Annotated in this window: 11 protein-coding genes and 1 pseudogene; all 12 read right to left on the bottom strand. The window is 57.3% G+C overall.

Annotated features, from left to right (window positions below; translation table 11 throughout):
- Window positions 1-926 precede the first annotated feature (926 nt).
- Window positions 927-1,139, bottom strand: a complete 213-nt coding sequence (locus ACK6AU_RS02005) for a hypothetical protein (protein ID WP_409297478.1) — start codon at window positions 1,137-1,139, stop codon at window positions 927-929.
- Window positions 1,140-1,388: 249 nt separating this feature from the next.
- Complete coding sequence (locus ACK6AU_RS02000) at window positions 1,389-1,739, bottom strand: hypothetical protein (RefSeq protein ID WP_409297476.1); 351 nt, start codon at window positions 1,737-1,739, stop codon at window positions 1,389-1,391.
- A 3-nt stretch (window positions 1,740-1,742) separates the two neighbouring features.
- Window positions 1,743-2,048 (bottom strand): annotated as a pseudogene (locus tag ACK6AU_RS01995) (hypothetical protein).
- A 406-nt stretch (window positions 2,049-2,454) separates the two neighbouring features.
- Window positions 2,455-2,736: a hypothetical protein gene (locus ACK6AU_RS01990; RefSeq protein WP_409297474.1), complete on the bottom strand. Its 282-nt coding sequence runs from the start codon at window positions 2,734-2,736 to the stop codon at window positions 2,455-2,457.
- A 683-nt stretch (window positions 2,737-3,419) separates the two neighbouring features.
- Window positions 3,420-4,013 (bottom strand): hypothetical protein, encoded by a 594-nt coding sequence (locus ACK6AU_RS01985; protein ID WP_404696198.1) that lies wholly within the window; start codon window positions 4,011-4,013, stop codon window positions 3,420-3,422.
- Window positions 3,985-4,911 carry a hypothetical protein gene (locus tag ACK6AU_RS01980; protein WP_409297471.1) on the bottom strand — a complete coding sequence of 309 codons (927 nt, stop codon included), beginning with the start codon at window positions 4,909-4,911 and terminating at the stop codon, window positions 3,985-3,987. Before ACK6AU_RS01980 ends, ACK6AU_RS01985 begins: the two co-directional genes overlap by 29 nt.
- Window positions 4,912-5,023: 112 nt before the next feature.
- On the bottom strand, window positions 5,024-5,404 hold the full coding sequence (locus ACK6AU_RS01975; protein WP_124345442.1) for a hypothetical protein: 381 nt from the start codon (window positions 5,402-5,404) through the stop codon (window positions 5,024-5,026).
- Entirely contained in the window at window positions 5,404-14,589 is a 9,186-nt protein-coding gene (locus tag ACK6AU_RS01970) for a hemagglutinin repeat-containing protein (RefSeq protein ID WP_409297469.1), read from the bottom strand. The genes ACK6AU_RS01975 and ACK6AU_RS01970 overlap by 1 nt, the downstream gene beginning before the upstream one ends.
- A gap of 27 nt (window positions 14,590-14,616) precedes the next feature.
- Window positions 14,617-16,350, bottom strand: a complete 1,734-nt coding sequence (locus ACK6AU_RS01965; RefSeq protein ID WP_409297467.1) for a ShlB/FhaC/HecB family hemolysin secretion/activation protein — start codon at window positions 16,348-16,350, stop codon at window positions 14,617-14,619.
- A 483-nt stretch (window positions 16,351-16,833) separates the two neighbouring features.
- Window positions 16,834-17,346: a poly-beta-1,6-N-acetyl-D-glucosamine biosynthesis protein PgaD gene (gene pgaD / locus ACK6AU_RS01960; RefSeq protein WP_185701661.1), complete on the bottom strand. Its 513-nt coding sequence runs from the start codon at window positions 17,344-17,346 to the stop codon at window positions 16,834-16,836.
- Complete coding sequence (gene pgaC / locus ACK6AU_RS01955; protein WP_409297465.1) at window positions 17,346-18,695, bottom strand: poly-beta-1,6-N-acetyl-D-glucosamine synthase; 1,350 nt, start codon at window positions 18,693-18,695, stop codon at window positions 17,346-17,348. Before pgaC ends, pgaD begins: the two co-directional genes overlap by 1 nt.
- A 3-nt stretch (window positions 18,696-18,698) precedes the next feature.
- Window positions 18,699-20,696 carry a poly-beta-1,6-N-acetyl-D-glucosamine N-deacetylase PgaB gene (pgaB, locus tag ACK6AU_RS01950; RefSeq protein ID WP_409297463.1) on the bottom strand — a complete coding sequence of 666 codons (1,998 nt, stop codon included), beginning with the start codon at window positions 20,694-20,696 and terminating at the stop codon, window positions 18,699-18,701.
- Between the last annotated feature and the right edge of the window lie 6 nt (window positions 20,697-20,702).

Raw genomic sequence — 20,702 nt, 5'->3', positions numbered from 1 at the left:
TGCAGCTCGTCGAGCATTGTCGTCAGCGCCACCTCGGGCGGCGTTGGAGTGATAACCGATAGTTGCTTCTGAACCTGCCGTCTACCTTCGATATATAACCTGACAGTTGCGACGCAGTTGTAAGGGAAAACAAACCCTTCTCTTTTCCAGTCAAGCTATTACCATTCAACATCTATCTTCAGGTCCAGCCCATAACAACTTACCTCTAAGTTCGTCAGGAACAAGCTCAAAAAGAGACTTTATGCTTTTCAAGTGCTCATGATAATTAGGCGATATCCGGTCGCTACAGTTTTCCAAATAGCTCTTAGCTTGATAATTCAGAAACCATATACCATGCTCAGAAAATTCAGAATCCAACAAACTATTTGTAAGGTTGTGCACCAACTCCGCCTCAAAAAAACATGACTGGTCCTTGCCTTTTGCTCTCTCACCCAAAGACTGGATATTCCTTATATATGGTAGAGCCAAAGATAACATCCTAACGTATATTAAGTTCTTTTTCATGAAACCATCACTTTCTCGTCGGCAAAGATCTAGCCCCGGCAGTCGCACTAGCTGTTTGAATGCAACTGTCATTTTTCAACAACAGCTCAACAAATAAAGCGCCTCCTGTATTTCTATATATTCCCTGGGCTTCGACCAGCCGATGATTCCCCTAAAGATATAAACCTCTGCTATCTATATAACCCAAAACACGCCCCTCAGAAGCTGTAAACCTGCAGTTATTCGATAGCATATCATCTTCACTTGCTCTACCTTTCGCGGTTCCCAAAGACCAACTCGTATATTTTTATGCCAGATGACGACCCAATCTTATACTCGCTCAGAAACGGCCCTTTACAAGGTTAACTGGCTTATTTTAGGCGGGCTGGGCCCAAGCAATAACCCTATAACTTTTGCCTTATGCAAAATAAAACTGCCCATCCTCATAACGGAAGAATCTTATCCACTATGGAGAGCATAAACTCCGACTCAAAAAACTCAATTTTCTCGCCATACTTATAGTTATCACAATATTCAAGAGGAATAAGAAAAAGCCTAAAATCAATGATCACCAGCCATCCAGCTATCTCTACAGCCCCGTCTTCATCTATAGGTTTGCAAAAGAATTTCTCATACAGAAATCCTAGAGTTTTCATTATTATTTACCAATTAAAAAATAGCGCCAACACTATGCTCCATCGCGCAATACAAGAAGTGTTCAAGAGAACCTGTTTTAGGATCTCTCGCCATACAATACCTTTATGCTTTTGAGAATCCCCCACCATACTACCAAGCATAGATAGTAGACTCGTATCCTCTGCAGCTCCCAATCCAGAGTATTGAAGGGCTGCTTGGTAATTACACCGTTGTGAAAATAAATTGCCTCGGCAGTACTGGGGCTAGTTTTATAAAAGCTCTTGGTATCGAGGGTCCTCTCGCATAATCCTTAAAACTTCAGACCACCCAAATAAAACTCCAGGAACGCGACTCTCTGTAATAAGCTCCGCTCTCTCCGAAAGAGAAAAATCATCCATTGCTTTCTTGCAATATGAATAAAACAGGTTAAAGCAATTCTCATCAACATAATCCAAGACAATGAAACTTTGTCCCTGTTCATCAAGCGGCGTATACATTGATTTCAGGCAACACTGCTCATCATCTTTGAACAGCTTTCTTGTCGCTTCAACAATGCAATCAAAAACCCCGCCAGAAGCAGACCAGCCAGTATCTTCACCTATAGAAATATACATACCCATGGGTCACCTCAAAATAAGAATCTTGCTCTGCTGTTCAGGAATAAGATTCTTTATCCATAAATTAACCATGCTTTGGTTAGCAGGGGTTAAATTCCTATAGTCCAGCGGAACAATGTCTGCCTTCCCAATGCGATCAACTAGTTACTTCTGATTTTGAGAGGCATTATTTGAGAAGAATTTATTTATCTGAGCAGACCTTGTGCCATCAGTCCACATAAAGTCCACAGTCTTTCTTGCATAAGGCCCATCAACAAACACGAAATCGGGGTTCTTCTGTCCTGACACTATCAGTGGGTCAACCCTTTTCAGGGCCCACTCAAGGACTTCTCCAACTGAACTACCACCTGACTTTCATGCAACACAAACTTTCCTTTGTCTGGATCAAGACCCAGCCCCTGAATCCTGCCTCTATTGTTGGAGACAACGGGATTAATTGTATTTAAGCCTGTATCAGCATCCTTAAATACAGGAGTCCACTCACTTCTAACCGTTGCAGTTCCTTTTGCCGCCTGCTGCTCAAGTACCGTACCCGGCGCCTTACTCGTTAAATCAGGTCCCTTCGGGTTGCTCCCTATACGCTCCAAAGCCGCCTTTTATGCACTGACTAAGGCTCCCGCTTCTTGAACAGTTCCTTTTGCAGCGCTAAACCTAGCTTATTTTCCCGCTGCCAATTCTATCGCAACAGCTAACTTCAACTGAGCATGACGCCCCCGAACTAATTTTTTATAACTATTAATATCAACAATGGAAAATTTTCAGGCTCGGCATCAGCATTACCCCGAGAAAGCTCAAATTTAACTACAGCAGAGCAATTTACTAGAAACACATAAAAATCCTCACCTTGGTCGGGAGTATGGCTTAGCACATAAGCAGACGATAAAGAGCCAAACACTCGCTCAAGAAACTTCAGAACAAATATATTTTCGAATATATATGCTGCTGACGAAATGAGAGTCGCTCTAATTTCCTTCTCAGCAGCACTCCCTACAAATTTCATTTGATCACTCCTGGGAATGCGGAAACCAAATTTCCTGCCCCATCCGTCAGCACGCTCATTTTAGATGTCGGAGAGAAGTTATTAAACTTATCAGACCCAATACTTCCCCCAAGTCAACCTCACGTACATATCGAGGTCCATCAGCACTCGGCAGAATCTTAGTTATTGGTGTGTTAATAACCTCTTTACTTTGCAAAATTTGACGTAGTTCCTCTTGCGGAACAGTAAACTGACTTTTGTTTTTTGTTAGTGAATAGTGCTCATTTGTCAGATGATTCCAGCCGGCGCCCTCTGCCTGGCTTCCGTTCCTTAGATTTACCCGGCTTTGTACTCTACCAGGGACTTGCAAGGCGGTTTCTACGGTTTGTGTCCCTTTTGTCGCTTGCCCCCCTGATCCACTCGATCCGTCTATAACCTTTGAAAGCTTACTGCTACCACTGGCCGCCCTGTCAAAAGCAGCAATCATGGCAAACCGGATGAGCTCCTCCTTTGATAGTTTCTGAATTATTCTATGGCGGAACTGATGGAGTTGGAGAGCAACTTATTCAGTTTTGCTCCTACTACACTGAAAGCTTCATGCACAACTACACGGTACTAGTCGTGCCAGAAAAGCATTGCGGAAGGTAAAGCGAGATAGACGCCAATCAACCTTGACTTTAAACAATCTTAAGGCGTTCAATTTTCTATAATTGTTGTAAAAACCGAAGTTTCCAATAGTCATTACCTGCCTTTACCCAGTATCGCTCGTTATCAGGAATTAAAAAACTAAAGTCTGCACATTCGGAGGTCCAATCTGAATAAGCAAGGTCTTCGTGAGAGCGCCCATAGTCCAGATGCATATATATTTTTCGGTCAAAATTTATATAAAACTTCGGAAGCCGTGAAAAAATAAAACTTGCACATTCAAATTCAGAAAAACTCAATACTTCACCCGTCAAATAGTACATCTCAACTTTTTTAAAAAGCTCTGCATCAGCCCCAATAAATCCATCAAGCTCAAACGGAGATAGAATTTTTTCATTTGAGTCATATAAATACTGCGGAAAATTATCCGCACTCATCCTCAGAACGCCCCTTCTAAACTCCTTACAAGCAAGATCATACTGTTCTTGGGTGATATCCCCATTTTCGAGGTAAGCACGATAATCTTTTTCCGCATCAAGACAGAAATTATATTTTTCATCCACAATCCAAAAACATCTCCCCAAATGAACAAAAAAGCAGACACTTTTTTCGCCACTCCAGAGATCATCGAAAATAGATTGATTTAATGTCATTTCCCGAATGCCTTAAGAAATTCATCTTGGGTATAAACACGCGCATTACTCGAATTTTTTCGAGCAGCGATTCCCAAACCTTAGGTAACTCCAGCGAGTAACCTGGCTGACCCGGATCTACTCTTTCTGGTGCATCAGGGTTTCTTGGAATACCAGGAACCGGCCTTTGAGGTATCACCTTTTCCATAATTTCCTTATGAAGGCCAGCATCAACGTCAAAAACTATCACAGAGCCATCAGGTCGCTTGTTCGTCAAGTAGTACGTAGCATGATCAGCATTGCCAACACTTACGCAAATTTGCCCTGCGCAGCCTGGGGTGATGGTGATGGTTCCATCTTCATTGGCAATAATGCGGTTCTGACTGGTCTTCGTACCAGATCCACCGCCCTCAACCCTAAAGTACGTAACAGTTCCCGGAGAGCCTCCTTTTGCTGCGTGCCCCCCAGATCCACTCGATCCGTCTGTAACCTTTGAAAGCTTACTGCTACCACTGGTCGCCCTGCCAAAAGCGGCAAGCATGGCAAACCGGACGAGCTCCTCCTTCGAGGCGCCATTATTTAGTAGGTTCGTGACACCATTAACATCTACGGGAGCCAGGACCGAACTGATAACACCGTCCTTAAGAGATAGCTCACGAATTTTTTCGTCACTTAAACCCTGTTTTTTCCACTCGGCAATCTGCTCACTGCTTCTGACCACAGCCAGATACGGGTTGCTGATGGTTCCAATGGGAGTCCAGTCATTTCCGTTGAGGGTATAAACATTGCCAAGAATCCCGTCCCAGCCCGAATTCAACTGTCTTTCTTTCGCACCCTCCATCAGGATGCGTGCATACTTTCCAAAATAAATGAGCCGCCCAGTCATTCTAAGAGAGACAAACTCATAATTATCAAACATGCTCTAAGGCATTGTAAAAATCCTCTCAAAAACTGGTATTTTTTTAGCCTAGGCAGGTTAACTCTTCGAGTTATCTAGAGCACATAGCAAACCTCTCTCTCATTTTCCCACCCTATGAGTAACGTTCCTCTAGCTTATTAGCGGAACGTAGAACACTATCCCTTTGTTCAGGAAAGAAAGAAGAGTAAACGTCAGCTGCAATCTTCATCAAGAAGACATACTCAGCCACAGGCATACTTGAAGTTTCCGCTTCTCCCAGAAAAAAACTGACCTCATTGAATTCTTCAGGATCATCCCAATCTTGATCAAGAGAATAGAAATATCCCTCCGCGACAGAGAAACCAAAACCCTTCGAAGCCTCATAGATAAACGCAGGAAAATTAATTCTGCCCCTATCTACAGAAGACTTTATTACCTCATAAAGGTCTTCATAATTTAAACCCGTAGAGGCAAATGAATTTTTGAGTTCTTCAAGCCAAAACAAGCTACTCATCACTTAGTCCTAGGAGGGATAGTTATGAAAGAGTTTGTTATTTCTCCAGTTCTGCTATTACGTGTCACCTGAAAATAGTAGCCATCAATCTTAATGCTAGCCTCTCTCTCATTCGGTTTTGCTTTGAATATAGCATCAGCTTGGATTGCCGCACGACTAGACATGTCAGCCACTTTATCATCTGGTAAAACCTTTGGATCGTAAGTTGTTTTTGTGGACACAGGCTTATACCCACCTATTAATTCACGCTTAGTATTAGTTCTAGGTAACTGATAGCTATATTCAATAAGGCCAGGAAAACGTGCATCTGTGATTTTATTGGTGATTTTTGCACCTGTTAACTCGATCGATTCCAGAAACGCATCTCTGTTGTGAGCACCGGAAATCGTACCCGCTTTACTGTTTCTAACGCCGATCTGGGTGTTATGGCCGAGGACTGACTCGTTAAAATTCTTTGGAAGTGTAGGTCCTACATTCCCCCCTGATCCACTCGATCCGTCTGTAACCTTTGAAAGCTTACTGCTACCACTGGCCGCCCTGCCAAAAGCGGCAATCATGGCAAACCGGACGAGCTCCTCCTTCGAGGCGCCATTATTTAGTAGGTTCGTGACACCATTAACATCTACGGGAGCCAGGACCGAACTGATAACACCGTCCTTAAGAGATAGCTCACGAATTTTTTCGTCACTTAAACCCTGCTTTTTCCACTCGGCAATCTGCTCACTGCTTCTGACCAGAGCCAGATACGGGTTGCTGATGGTTCCAATGGGAGTCCAGTCATTTCCGTTGAGGGTATAAATATCTCCAAGAATCCCGCCCCAACCCGAACTCAATTGCCCTTCTTTCGCACCCTCCATCATGATGCGTGCGTATTTTCCAAAAAGAAGATTCAACTCCTCTTGGTTTAGTCCTCCTGCCTGATACAACGCAACCAGGTTTTCTCCAGACTCTTTTTCCCGCTGCCGGTACTCATTGCGTACCGCACGCTCACAACCTCCATCTCCAGCACAGGCAGAAAACTTGTCCTGCAAGTCGTTCATACCGCCGATTTTTGCGGCCACCAGTTTTTCATGAAGCGCTACCAAGCTGGCTTCATTCAACTTGTCGACGCCGTACTTATTCGCTAATAAGTTGTTCTCCACAGCATTCTTGCCAGCCCCAGCACCCGCAATAGCACCCGCGCTATCGCCCTTGGCAATTCCCCCCGCGAGCCCAGCGGCTAACGTCGATAGCGCGGCCACTGTCTGCTTTTGTTCTTCGCTGAGGGAGCTGGTATCGCTGGTGCCGTACAACTGCTGGGTGATCAATCGAGCTGCCAGCTCTCCACCTGCCGCTCCTGCGGCGCCCGCGATTGCCGAGTTACCTTGGGCCTGGGCTACCGCGGCTCCCAGCACTGCGTGAGCCATGGCGTTGAGAGCTGTATTGTCGCCCGTGGTTTTCTTGATGAGCTGCGCCAGATACGGTGCGGAGGCACCGGCAAGTGCCGAGCCAATATCCCCGCCTGCCAGCCCTTGCAGGGCCGCCGTTACCGCTTGCGCGACGCGCTGGTAGTCACCACCGGTACCGTACTTGCCCATGATTCGTTGGTACGCATCAGTGGCAATCAACTTCTGCTGGTAGTTATCGACCTCCTCTTTGCTGGCATTTTTTCCAGGTCGATGGATGCCTAGTTTCTCCAGCTCATCGCTCGCATCTTTGTCGGCCTTAAGCTGACCTTCGGTACGAACGATGTCCGTTACCTGAGTGCCAATCTCGCCAATCAGTTGCACCTGCCGTAGGCGCTTCTGCTCCTTCTCCTTATCGAAGATCGGACTGATGCTGCCGTTGGCATGTTCGACGTCATGGCTGAGGGTGGTTACGTCTTGCTTCTGCAGGCTGGGGTCACGGATTTCCAGAGTGCCGTTGGAGATCGCCGATGAAGTAGTGCCGCTGGCACTGCCACTGTGGTTGTAGGCGATCAACGTGCCACTGGGCATATTGCTGATAAAACCGTCCGTACCGCCGTTGCCGCTGCTGACGCTGGCGCTCTGGATCTGGCTTGTGTAATCGGCCTTGTTCTTGAGGTCACTCCAGCCCAAGGTGCCAGTACTCAGCCGGTTCTTGTCGGCTTCTGCTGTACTGGCAATAACACTGCCATCAAGTTGAGTGTGCTTGCCTACCTCAATCTGATAGCCGCCCTTACCGGCAAACAGCCCGGTTTGCTCCTGCACGCTCTGGTATTTGGAGTCGATCTTGCTCTGGCTGACACTGAGGGACCCGCTGCCCGTCATCGTGCCAATCGTAAAGCTCGCCCCTGCGCTGACATTGCTCTGTTTGGACTTGTAGTTGTCTGTGTCCTGCAAGCTTTGCAGTGTGAGGTCACGTCCTACATTGGCGGTGATCTTGTCGGCGTTGACCTGCGCGCCCTTGAGCGTGGCATCCCGGCCACTGATCAGGCTGGCGTGGTTACCGGCGTCTAGGGTGGTTTCGGTCCAGGTAGTACCGTTGCCTTTCTCATTACCCGTTCCCTTGTTGCCGTTGGCGAAGATGCTCAGCCCGGCACCACTGGAGCCAAATCCGATGCTCGCCCCAACGGCGCCACCGCTGCTGCTGTTCTTGCCATCCAGCCTTTGGGTATTTGCCGCAGCATCCAGATTGATATCGCGATTGGCTACGAGTTTGAGGTCCTTGGCAGCCTGCAACTTACTGCCATGAACATTGATGTCGCCATCGCTTCCAAGACTCTCCTTGCCGGTAGCCAGAATGCTGAGACTTCCTCCCGCATTCAGGCTGCTCCCCTGGCTCACTGTCTGTTCCTGGGTTTGCTTGGAACTGGATTTCTGCGACCCAAGGGACAGGCTGATGCCAACGAACTGCCCCACATTGTCAGCGTTCATCCCGCCATTTTGCTGCGCTGCCTGCCAGGCCTGGATACCTGTCAGGCCGGCCTTTATGCCTTGCAGGGCAGAGAGCCGACTGTCGTCTTCCTCCTTGGCTTGCTTGGTTGTCTGGTACGCCGTATCGATAGCGCTGCCAACGGTGCCGGAAAGGGCCAGGGTCAGGCCGCTGGTCTTGCTCTTGGAGGTCTGCTCGCTGCGGTTGTGATTCTCCGCCGCAAGGATGCTGACATTCTGCCCAACGAGGTTGATGTCCTTGCCGGCGACGACGTCAGATCCTTTTATGCCCAGGTCCTTGCCGGCCTGGATATCGACGTTGCCCAGCACACTGCCGATGGTACTGACCTTGGCATTCTCGCTGGAGCGGGTCGAGGTGTTCTGAAGCGAAGACGATCCCAAGGTGAAGCCGATACCGCCACTGCTCAACAGGCCGGATTTCTTCTTCGACGTCGAATGACTTTCTTCACTGGTTTGCGTAGCACTGTCGATGGCGACATTGCGCCCAGCGACCAGGCTGGTGGATTGGGTGGATACGACATTGCTGGCAGTAACGCCGATATCCTGCCCAGCGCGCACAACCACTTTATCGCCACTGACGGAGGATCCCTCCTGCGTGGTTGAACTGCTGCTGTCGATACGTGTTTTCTGAGTGCTGGAAAGCCCTGAGCTACTGGTCTTGGTCTTGCGGTAGTAGCTGTAGTCACTGTTCTGGGCCGCATCCAGGTTCACATCACCCACGGCATACAAATAAGCTTCATTCCCCGCCGTCACCCGGCTGGCAATCAATTGCAGATCTTCACCGGCCTTGAGCGTGACATTGCCGCCAGCGGCCAGGGTGGTCGACACCTGCTGAACATGATCCTCCTGGCTCGTCACCTTCTTGGTCTTGCTCGCCGAGTGCTGCTCATTGGCGGCTGAAAGCAGGTTCAGGTTTTCCGTGGCCGACATCGTCACATCGCGCTTGGCCTCGATCTGGCTGGCGATGGCGGTGAGGTCGCGGCCTGCGCTGATCGCAAGATCACGCCCGGACTGCAAGCTGGAACCGTTCTGGGTCACGCTCAGGTCATTGTGGCGTGTGCCCCGGTCGTTGCCGACCACCTGCTCCACCGCGCTGAGGTTGACGTCACGCCCCGCCTTGAGGCTGGTATCCGCACCGCTCTTGAGCACACCGCCGTTGTTGTTCAGGTCGCGTCCGGCATCGATGCTCAGGCTGTTGCCGGCTTCGATGCGGGCGGCGCTGTCGAGGAAGTCGCGGCGTTGCTCGCGGATGTAGGCTTCGCTGCTGCTCTGGTGGGTGGTCAGGGTGCGGTCGTTGATCACGTCGCCCTGAGTGGTGGTCAGGGTGACGTCGCGCCCGGCGATGATGCCGCCGGCGCGGTTGACCAGGTGGTTGCCCGCCAGCAGGCCCTGACGGTTGCCCGCCTCCATCAACCCGCTATTGACCAGGTTCTGCCCCGCCACCGCCGACAGGTCATTGGCCGCGCGCAGGGTGCCGACGTTGTTCAAGTCCTTGCCGGCAATCAGGTTCAGGTCCTTGCCGGCGATCAACGCGCCATTGGGCGCCAGGCGGTTGTTGGCCTGGGCCAGGTACAGCACCGGCACCAGCACCTGCTCGCCATTCACTTCGGCATTTTCCAACCAGACGATGTCGTGGGTCAGGGCCGCCACCTGCTCGGAGGTCAGGCTCACGCCCACCGCCAGGTTGAGCTGCTGCTTGCTCTTGACGGCGTTGTCCATCAGGTACTTGAACAGCTTCTCGTCGGTGTCCTGGCCATTGATGAAGCGCTGGCCGGTGCGGGCGGTTACCGCTTGCCGGATCAGCTTCTGTTCGTAGAAGCCGTCGCCCAGGCGCTTGGCGCTTTCATCGGGGTTGTAGCCCAGGTTGGACAACAGGTAGTCCGAACTCATGAACTGCTTGAGGTCGGTGAGGGCCGGGTTGGTTTCGATCAGGTACTTGTGTGGCCGGGACAGGCTCGCGGTATCCGGCAGGCCGGCGATCTGCGCAGGCGTCGGGGCCTGGGCCAGGGTGCTGCCCTGGCCGCTGAGGCGGAACAGGCCGTTGCCGCCGGTGGGCAGGGTGAAGCCCGGCAGTTCCAGGGGGTTGACCTGTTGCTGGGCCAGTTCCGGGGGCAGTTGCGGGTTGATCCGGATCGCCGTCGAGTAGCCGTTGCCTACGCCGGTGTCGGTCAGGGTCTTGCCGGCGCCGACGTACTCGTAGAAGGAGCGGATCACGCTGTTATCGAGGGTCTGGTCAGCCTTGAGGTTGACCTTGCCACCGGCCTGGATGGTGGCGGCGAAGGATTGGTCGCCGTCCACCACCTTGCTGCTGGAAGACAGCATCACTCCGGTCCAGGCGATGAAGGCGCTGAGGTCCGAGGCGAAGCTGCTCGAAGGCGTCGGGTTGTTGCGAGCGTTGAACGCGGCGGCCCGGGCGGCGGCGTTGCCGGTTTCGTTGACGAAGCTCCAGTAGCGCCGCAGGGTGGTGATCTCTTGGGGCTGCAGGCCCTGGTTGTTGAGGGTCTGGGCCTTGATGTCGATATCACCGGCCGCAGCGATCAGGCTACTGGTGTTGGTCAGGGTCTGGGCATCGATCTGCAAGTCGGCGCCGCTGTTGAGGCTGGCGGCGGCGCTGCTGTCGGTCACACGCAGGCGATCGGTCTCGGCCACTTCCCACAGGCCGTTGATGCGGCCACCACCGCGGTCGTCGCAGCCAGCGCCGGGGATCAGGGCGCAAGACAAACGAGTGATGCTGGCTGCGCTCTTCTCGTGCTCGATGTACTGCAGCACGTCCCTGACGTTGTTGAGGGTGCTGGCGGCAATGGTCAGTCTGCCCAGGCTTTCGATATCCCCGGAGCGGTTGTCCAGCAGGTCGGCCCTGGCTTGCCGGTCGTCCTTGGCGATCAGCACGTTGCCCAGGCTGTACACCTGGGCATAGCGGTTGGTGAAGCTCGTGGTCAGCAGCTGCATATTGCCGCCGCTGGAGATCAGGCCATGGTCGTTGACCAGGGCGGTAGCGTTGAGGCTCAGGTCTTCACCACTGCCCAGGGTGCCGAGGTTGTTGATGCTGGCGGCGTTGAGCAGCAGCTTCTGGCTGGCGGTGATGCGCCCGGCGCTGTTCAGCGCGCCGTCGATCTTCAGGGTGCTGTTGGCGCCGCCGGCGATGCTGGCGCTGTCCGCCAGGTCCAGTTGGGCGGCATGCAGGTCCAGTTGCCCAAGACTGCTCAGGCGGCCCTTGCCGCTGTAGTTGCCGTTCAGGTCGAGGTTGAGCGCGGCGTCACTGCCGATCAGACCGTCGTTGCTCCAGTGGCTGCCGCTGCCGGTCAGGCCGTTGCCCGCCAGGAGCTGGCCGTCGGCGGTCTGGGTCAGGTGATCGACCCTGACCAGCAACTGGTCGGCCTGGATCGAGCTGCTGTTGGTCCAGCGCTCGGCTTCCAGGCTCAGGTGGCCGGCGGTCTTCAAGCGGCCGCCGACGTCCTCGAGGTTGGCCATGGAGATGCCGAACACCCCACGGCCACTGTGCAGCAGGCTGCCGCCACGGTTGTCGAAGCCGCCGGCAGCGAAGGCCAGGTCGTTGTTGGCGGTTTCCAGGGCGCCGTCGCGGTTGTCGAAGGTGCCACCGATGCTGAACCGGGTCGTGCTGGCCAGGCCCAGGGCCCGCAGTTGCCCGTGCTGGTTGTCCAGGCTGGCGGCAGCGGTCGCCAGGGTGCTGCGGCTTTCGATCAGGCCCTGGCGGTTGTCCAGGGCGCCAGCCAGTTCCAGCTCGATCTGCCGGGCGCTGATCTGGCCGGCGCTGTTGTCCAGGTCCTTGGCGCGGATATGCAAAGCCTGCTGGGCGAAGAGCGCGCCGTCGCGGTTGTCGAGGCGGCCATCGGCAGCAGTTTCAAAGGTGGCGCCGCCGTTGAGGGCCGAAACCTTGCCCGCGTTGTTGTCGAAACTCGCCGCCTTGAGCGTCAGGTCGCCCTGCTGGGCAATGACCTGCCCGCCCTGGTTGCCGGCATCGGTCGCCACTTCCAGGCCCAGGGTGCTCTTGGCCTGCAGCAGGCCCTTGGTGTTGTCCAGGCGCCCGGCATCGATCTGCAGGCCGGCCTGGCGACTGAGAATCTCCCCGCCGTCGCCGTTCTGCACTTGGCCCGTGGTGCTGACCAGCACCGAGTCATTGGCCGCTACCCGACCTTTCTGGCGGTTGTCCAATCGTCCGGCGAACAGCCGCAACCACTGTTGGCTGGAAAGCTCACCGCCCTGGTTTTCAACCGCAGCGCTGCGCTTGAGCAGCAAAGGGCCCGCGGCGGACAGGGTGCCCTGGTTGTTGATCAAGCGCCCCAGCAGATCGAGCGTGACGGCACCCTTGCCGGTGAAGGAGCCGTGGCCGTTGTCCAGGTCGCTGCCGGTGAACACCAGGTCGCCGGCTGCGTTGAGCGTGCCGCCCTGGTTGCCCAGGACCATGGCCTGCAGGGTCAGGGTCGCGGCACTGTCGATGGAACCGCCCTGGCTGTTATCCAGCAGGTCGCGCAGCTTGAGGCTTTGCTCGCCAGCGCTGGAGATCACGCCCTGCTGGCTGTTGTCGAGACTGGCGGCCTTGACGTCCAGGGTTTGATGGCTGACCAGGGCGCCACCCTGGCTGTTGTTCAAGGCGTCGCTGAGGGTGACGTCGACACTGCCCTTGAGGCTGGAGACGGTGCCCTTGTTGCTGTTGTTCAACCCCGTGCCGTTGAGGCTCAGGCCCTGCCAGCCCGAGAGCAGGCCGCCCTGGTTGTCCAGCTCGGCGCTGCCGGTGATGGCCAGGGTCTGTTGCGCCAGCACCACGCCGGTGAGGTTGTCCATACCCGCCAGCACCAGGGTGCCATCGCCCTGGCTGGACAACTCGCCGCCGCTGTTGCCCAAGTGACCAAGGTTGGCCTTGAGCAAGCGCTGGCTCTTGATCAAGCCGCCCTGGCCGTTGTGCACCTGGTCGGCATCGAGTTGCAGGCCATCGGCGCTGAGCACTCGACCCTGCTTCTGGTTATCCAGGGCACCGGCACTGACCTTCACCTGGCGCTGACCGCTCAGAGTACCGCCCTGGTTGTTCAGGGTCTGGGTTGCCGTGACCGTCAGATCGCGGCTGGCCACCACGCTCTTGCCACTGTTGTTCAGGGTCTGCGCAGTCAGCGTGACATCGCCGCCTGGGTTGCGGCTGTTGTCGAGGTTGACCCCGGCCTCGATGATCCCCCGGTTGTTCAACTGCCCGGCACTGCCGAGGTCGACGCGGTGGGCCGCCGCCAGGGTGCTGTGGTTGTTCAGGTCACCCTGGGTCTGCACCTTGAGATCGGTCCCGGCATACACCGCGCCCTGGGTCTCCAGGCCCTGGGCCTTGATCACCACCGCGCCTTTCTCGGCAGTGGCCTCCACCATGCGCAACTGGCCGTTGGCGTCGAGCTGGATATCGCCACCGCTGGCGATCAGCTTGCCGTCGAGCTTGACCCCCACGCCGGCTTCGGTGCCCACCAGCTTGATCGCCCCGGCGTACATGCCGCCCAGGGCCGAGGAGTCGATGGCCAGTTGCGGTGCATCCGCCGGGTTGGCGGCCCGGGCGGTGGCCTTGAGGGTCTGGGCGTCGACGTCGTTGGCGCCCGTGACCAGCGCCAGGTGCCGGGCCTGGATCTGGGCGTTGACCTTGGCGCTGCGGGTGATGATCTCGAACTGGTCGATATTGCTGGCGTTGAGCCCCGCACCTTCGATGGCCACGCTGCCCTGGTCCACCTGGTAGCGCTGCAACTGGCCATTCTCGATCACCGGCTTGCCGGTGGTCAGGGTGGTTTTCGGGGTGTTGATGAAGCCGCAGCCATTGCAGGTGACGCCGTAGGGGTTGGCGACGATCACATGGGCCGATCGCCCCGCCACTTCGGTGTAGCCCTTGAGCTGGCTGGGGCTGCCGCCGTTGACCTCGTTGAGGATCACATTGGCCGCGCGGCCACCCAGGTTGGGGTTGCCGAGAATGATCCCGCCCAGTTGCGTGGACTGGGTACGGTCGGTGGCGTTGTTGAGGATCACGCCCTGCTGGCCGACGTTGTAGTCGCTGAACGTGTTGTGGGACAGGCCGCCGCCATTGGGCGCGGCAATGTTGACCACAGGCACGCCATTGCCCGCCTGGCCGAGCGTGGTGCCGCTGCCGTTGACCACGATGCCGTCGGCCATCACCAGCAACGGCTGCCAGAACATCGCGTTGGCCAGGATGAACGCCAGGCCACGCTTAGGCAGGCCCCAGAACGAATCACGCGATTGCAGGGCGGCGGAGGGCTGGCGGGCCAGGAAGGCAAACTGACGAACGTCCATGTCGGCTGTCTCGGGTAAAGAGCGAAATTAGAGAAAAAGATCCAGGCGGAAATAGATCGGGGCTTCGCGGTCACTCAGGGCATCTGGCCGCTCGAGGGAGTGGGCGAAGGTCACGCTGGCGGCCAGGTGCTGGCCACGGGCGAACAACTCGACGGAGTCGCTGGACACCCGCCCGTGCTGCTCGGCGTTGTAGCGGTCATGGCGAATGGCACCCACGTCATACCCCAGCCCCGTGCCGTACTCGGCGAACACCGGGCGCAGCCAGTCCCAGGTCACCGGGCGGCTCCAGCGCAGGTCGTTGCGCCAGTAGTAGCCGCTGTCGCCGTTGAGGCTCTGGTCCTTGTAGCCGCGGATCGAGGACTGGCTGCCCAGGCTCATGCGCTGGGAGCTGAACAGGATGTCTTCGCTGCGCTGGCTGGTGACCAGGCTGCTGAACACCAGGGACTCGTCCCACAGCTTGAACGGCTGCAGGTAGCTGGCGGTGGCGGTGTACTTGCGGTAGCGGGCGTTGGCCTGGCGGTTGCCGTACCGGTCGCGCTCGGACTGGCGCTGGGCATCGAACAGGCCGATTCCCTCTTGCAGGCCCAGGTCGAGGTTGACGAAGGCCCCGCCAATGCGCCGGCCATGGTTGATGCCCCACTGCACTTCGCTCAAGCGGTTGCTGCTGGTGCTCAGCTTGCTGTCTTCGATGTAGTTGTTGGTGCGCAGGTGGGTCAGGCCGGCGTTGAGCGAAGTCTTGCTCACCGAGTCGCGATGGATCACCCGCTCCACGCGCAATTGGTGGTTCTGGCTGTCGCCGGTCTGCTTGAAGTTGAAACCCTGGCCCTGGGCCTGGGAGCGGTACTCGCTCTGGCTGTAGCTGTAGTTCAGGTTCCACCAGCCCAGCGGCAGGTTGTAGTAGAGCATCGCGTTGCGCGAGGTCTTCTGGTGGTCGCTGATGGCGTCGTGGCCACCGCGCAGCACCAGTTGGTCGGCCAGGCCCAGGGGGCTGTCCCATTCCAAGGAGCTGCCCCATTGCTGCTCGCCGGTGCTCTTCTGCCCGTCGTTGCTGCGGGACAGACCGACCCGCCAGGGCTTTTGCGGGGTGTTCTTGACCAGCACCTCGCTGCCGCCCACCGCCTGGCCGGGGGCCAGTTCCATCTGTGCCTGGTTCGACGGCAGGCGGTTGAGCTGGTCGACCATCTGCTCGATCTGCCGCAGGTCGAGCAGTTGCCCGACGCTCCCGGGAAACGCCATGTCCAGCTCGCGCGCCGTGAGCTTGCTGCCTTCGGCCGCCTTCAGGCCTTCAAGGCGGCCCTCCACCACCAGCACCTGCAAGTGCCCGCGGGACAGGTCCTGCTGCGGGAGGTAGGCACGACTGGTGACCAGGCCTTTGGCGATGTAGTGGTCGGTAATGACCTTGAGCAACTCGTTGAGCTGGGCCACGCCCAGGCACTGGCCGATGTAGGGCTTGAGCAGGCGCTCGCGCTCGGTGGTGGACAGGGCGTCGGCGCCCTTGAGCTCGATGTGTTCGATGGGGAAGCAGCGATTGTCGGTCGGGGCCATCGGCGCCACCGGCAGCGCGCTCTTGCCAGGCAGGTCCTTGAGGTCTTCGAGGCGCCGTTGCTGCTCTTCCAGCAGGCGGTTCTGGCGCTCGCGGATCAGATCCTGGTCGCCGGGATTGTTCAGCGGGGCAGCAGAAGCACTGTTCAGTGAGCCAGCCAAAAACACCAGGCAGGACAGCACACAACACAACCTCATCCCGAGGGTAGGAAAAAACATGTTCGGTCCTTCGAAAACATACGGCAGGGTCAACAGAGCCGGCGATATTAATGTGCCACTACACTGGCGTCAATTAATCAACAACTACTTAAAATCAACATTTGCTGTTTATTCAAAGAACTTCCCGGCTAAAGGAAAACAGCGCTCCAAACGCCAATAAACCCAGGGGGAGTTCTTTTTGTATCAAGGGGTCATTTACCCCTCTGAACACAAGCTCGCACCGGCCAAACCCTTGATTCCATGGCCTTTCAACTATTTTCCGGATGGCCTGGCCTGAACCTCGAATGGAGCGTGAGGAGCATATTCGCGCAACTAACGCGCAGTCACGGGAAACATCAATAATTGATCAATATTCAGAAAGTTCCTAAATGCACTAGATAAACATCTGATCTTGAACATACAAAATTCAGCACAATAAAAACCCGGATCGTCAGATCCGGGCTCGGTGCACTCAAACCAGTCAGGTCGGTTTCCCGCTGATCCCTAGGCCTTGTCCTCATCCCCCTCCGAGCGCAAGTGGATCACCCGGGGTGGCGGTTCGGCCACCAGCGGTGGATGGGGCTGGTCTTCGGGCAGGACGCGGTAAAACTGGGTAGTGACATGGCTGATCCAGCCCTCTGCATCGTTGTGCACGATCAGGCTGCCGGGCTGGCGCATCTGGGCCAAGGTCTCGTCGCTGAGCTTGAAGGTCTCGCTCAGGCGCTTGTCGTCCACCACCGGGGCCGGCAGGCGTGGCGGATACTTGCGATTGCGGCGCTGGCGATAGCGAGCCCAGGAAATCAGCAACACCGCATTGATGACCGCCACCAGCCCATAGAACTGCAGGGTGGTCAGGGCATCGAGCACACCGGCCTCGAACCTGGGCCCTTCGTGGGTATAGAGCAGCGGCCAGAGACCCCGGACCAGCAAATAGAGAAGCCCAGCCCAGCCCAACAGGGTGAAGAAGACGTCGACTATCACCAGGAACGGGCGCTGGCGGGTGCGGATGATTTTCATCAGCGCACCTCCTCTTTGTCATTGATGGGCTTGATGCCGCGGTCGGGGCTGACCCAGCGCGCGCGCTTCTGGTGCTCGCTGAACAACACCTTGGGAAAGCTCACCAGGGTGGTGAACAGGCTGATGAACCAGAACGCCAGGGGGTACCAGACCGCCCAGAACATGGTTTTCCACAGGTCCTTCTCGTAGCGGCGGTCGATCAGGATGCTCACCGCGAACTGGGTCAGGCAGACCATGGACAGCACCAGGCCGGTGAAGGCCGGCGGCACGATGGTGTGCACCGCGATGGCCTCGGGCATGACGATGAACTTGCCCAGGGCCCAGAAGATCACCGATAGCAGGAAGGTGAAGGCCCAACCGGTGGACAGGCAATAGTCGAACAACAGGGTCCACAGGTAGCGATGCCGCCACTCCCAGATGCCACGGATGTTCTTGAACAGCACCTCGGCGCCCCCCTGGGCCCAGCGCAGCCGCTGTTTCCACAGGCCGCGCAGGGTTTCTGGCATCAGGATCCAGCACAGCGCCCGGGGTTCGAAGAACACATACCAATGGTCCAGCTGCAGCTTCCAGCTGACGTCGATGTCCTCGGTGATCATGTCCGGGCTCCAGTAGCCCACCCGATGCAGCGCCGTGCGGCGAAAGGCGACGATCACTCCGGAGACGGTGAAGACCTTGCCGAACACCCGCTGGGTGCGCTTGATCAGGCCGATGATCGAGGAGAACTCGCCCACTTGCACCCGGCCCACCAGGGTCGAGCGGGTACGAATGCGCGGGTTGCCGGTCACCGCCCCGAGGCGCGGATTATCCAGCATCGGCGCCACCAGGTAGGCCGCCGTGTTGGGCGCCAGCAACGCATCGCCGTCGATGCACACCAGGTATTCGCTATGGGCCGCCACCGCGCCCATGCGCAGGGCCACGGCCTTGCCCTGGTTCTGCGCCAGGTGCAGCACCCGCAGGCGCGGGTCGAGGGCGGCCAACTGGTCGATGATCGGCCCGGTGTTGTCCTTGGAGCCATCGTCGATGGCGATCACTTCGATGTTCGGATAGTGCTGGGCCAGGGCCGCGTGGATGGTGTCGGCGACGTTATCCCCCTCGTTGTAGCAAGGGATGAGGATGCTGATCAGCGGCTCGCCGGCCAGCGGTGGCGGCAAGGTGTCGTCGTCCCATGGCCAGTGGCGCTCCCAGTGCAACCAGAAATACAGGCCGCCGGCGATCCACAGCGCCGACATGAACAATGGGTAGTAGAAGACGAAATCCATGAGGAACTCGCCTGTCACCACGAAGATCAGGCCCAGGGGCACCCCCATGACCAAGGCCAAGACCACTACAGCGAAGATACGATCCAGCATGATTCATGGACTCCATTTGTTGGAGAGCGCGGGCCGCAAGGTCTTCAGGTCCGGTGAGTTCTCGAGGAAGTTGTCCGGGTAGTAACCGAAGTTGATGGCGCCCTGGCGCTTGAGCCGGCCCATCCAGTCGGCCATCTGCATGGCGGGCAAATCACTGGCGGGCTTCTGGGTCCAGTCCCGGGCCTGGAGTTCGAAGACCGTGCGCTGCAACGCGCCGGGGCGCGTGCGCACCTGATCCACCAGGGCCTCCAGCCAGGGCCCGGAGTGCCGTGCGCTTTGCCCTTCCATCAACGGCATGGCCATGGGCGCGGTCCAGTCATAGCTGGCGAGGAAATCGTCGAGGTTCTGGGCGAACCAGGTTTCACTTTCAGGATTGATGATCGGCTCGGCGAACAGGTTGCGCGCGGTCTGCACCTGGGGCCCACGGACCGCCCGGACCTTGGCCGCCAGTTCATGGGTGAAGTCGATCAGGTAACGGCTCTTGAAGCGGGTCCAGCGTTGCAACGCGGCGGGGTCGTCGCGCAGCCCAGCGATGGAGCCTGGCAGCCCCTGGGCGGCATAGGCACGCAGGGCCCCGGGGCTGGCGTCCTCGAAATCCGAGAGCACGGCGTCGTCATGGAACAGGATGCCGTCCACCGAAGTCATGCGCGCCACATCCTCGTACAGGTCGCCGATCAGGCGGCGTACCTGCGGGTCGAAAGGCGACAGGCGCCGGTATTGCTTCGGATCGACCGCCACCTGGCCGGTCTGCGGGTCCCAACGCGTGACCCGGGGCAGCCTGGCATCCAGGTCGAAACTGAGCACCGGCATCCAGGCATAGACCTTGACGTGGGAGCGGGTGCGCAATTGCCAGGCGACCCGGTCGAACAGGTCGGCACGCATCGGCAGGTGGCGATTGGGGAAGTACAGCGATTGCACCAGGCCGTCGCCCTTGGGATCGGCGAAGGCCTGGAGGAACACGGTATTGGCCCCCAGGTCGGCGATACGCTGCACCAGCTTGCCGAGGTTGATCTCCTGCTGCTTGGGGTCCGGGTCGTAGACGTTGTCCAGGTCCACGTGCACCACGCGCATGGGCGCCATGGTCTCGGTGCCGACGATGCTGTTGGAGAAGTGGATGCCGTCAGGGTCCGAGACCACCAGGAAACGCGGGCTGCTCATCAGGTTGTCGAGACGGTCCAGGCCGTCGTCCAGGGTCAGGGCCAGCTTGAAGCCCTGGCTGTCGACCACCTGCAAGGTCGAGCCATCGGCCGTGCCATAGGGCCAGACCCAGACCCGCGGACGATAGCCGGTGGCGGCCAGGATCTTGTCCGAGATGGTGCTCACATCCTTGCGCATGCGCGCCTGGAACTGCGCCTCGCTTTCATAGCGCCCGGTGCGCGGGTCGTAGCGTCGGGTCGCGGCAGCAGGCTGCATGTTGCCCTGGGGATTGCCGAGGATACCCAGGTGGCTGTTGTCGGTGTGGGCGGCGATCTCCACCAGGCCGGAACGGGAGATCTCGCGGATCTGCGCCCAGGTCAGGAACTGCGAGCGCGGCCGCAGGTCGCCGGCGAAGTTCACCGGCTGGTCGGCCGGGGTGTCGATCCAGGTGCCCACCGGGGCCAGGAGGGCCGGCCAGCGATAACTGCGCAGCACCGGCATGACCCGGGTATGGAAGCTCGAGTAACCGTCGTCGAAACTCAGCAGGATGGCCTTGGCCGGCAACTCCGGACCGCCCCGGCGGGCCGCCAGGATCTGGTCCACGGTGACCGGCTTGTAGCCGTTCTCGCGCAGCCAGGCCAGTTGCTGGAGCATGCGATCGGTGCGCACCGCCACCACGCGCTGGTCCGGGTTGCGATCCTCGATATCGTGGTAGGCGATGCCCAGCACATGGTTTTTCGGCCAGGGCGCTTCGTTGTTCGGCAGTGGCCGTTGCGCCGGGGCGACGAAGTCTGCGGCGGGCTGGGAACAAGCACTGAGCAGTAGCGCGCCCAGCAAGAGGATGCAACGCTCGATCAGGCTCATCGTCAC

The organism is Pseudomonas sp. KCJK8993, assembly GCF_046230915.1.
Lineage (GTDB): Bacteria > Pseudomonadota > Gammaproteobacteria > Pseudomonadales > Pseudomonadaceae > Aquipseudomonas > Aquipseudomonas piscis.
Note: the sequence above shows the minus strand (reverse complement) of the source record. Positions and strands in the feature narration are given on the sequence as shown.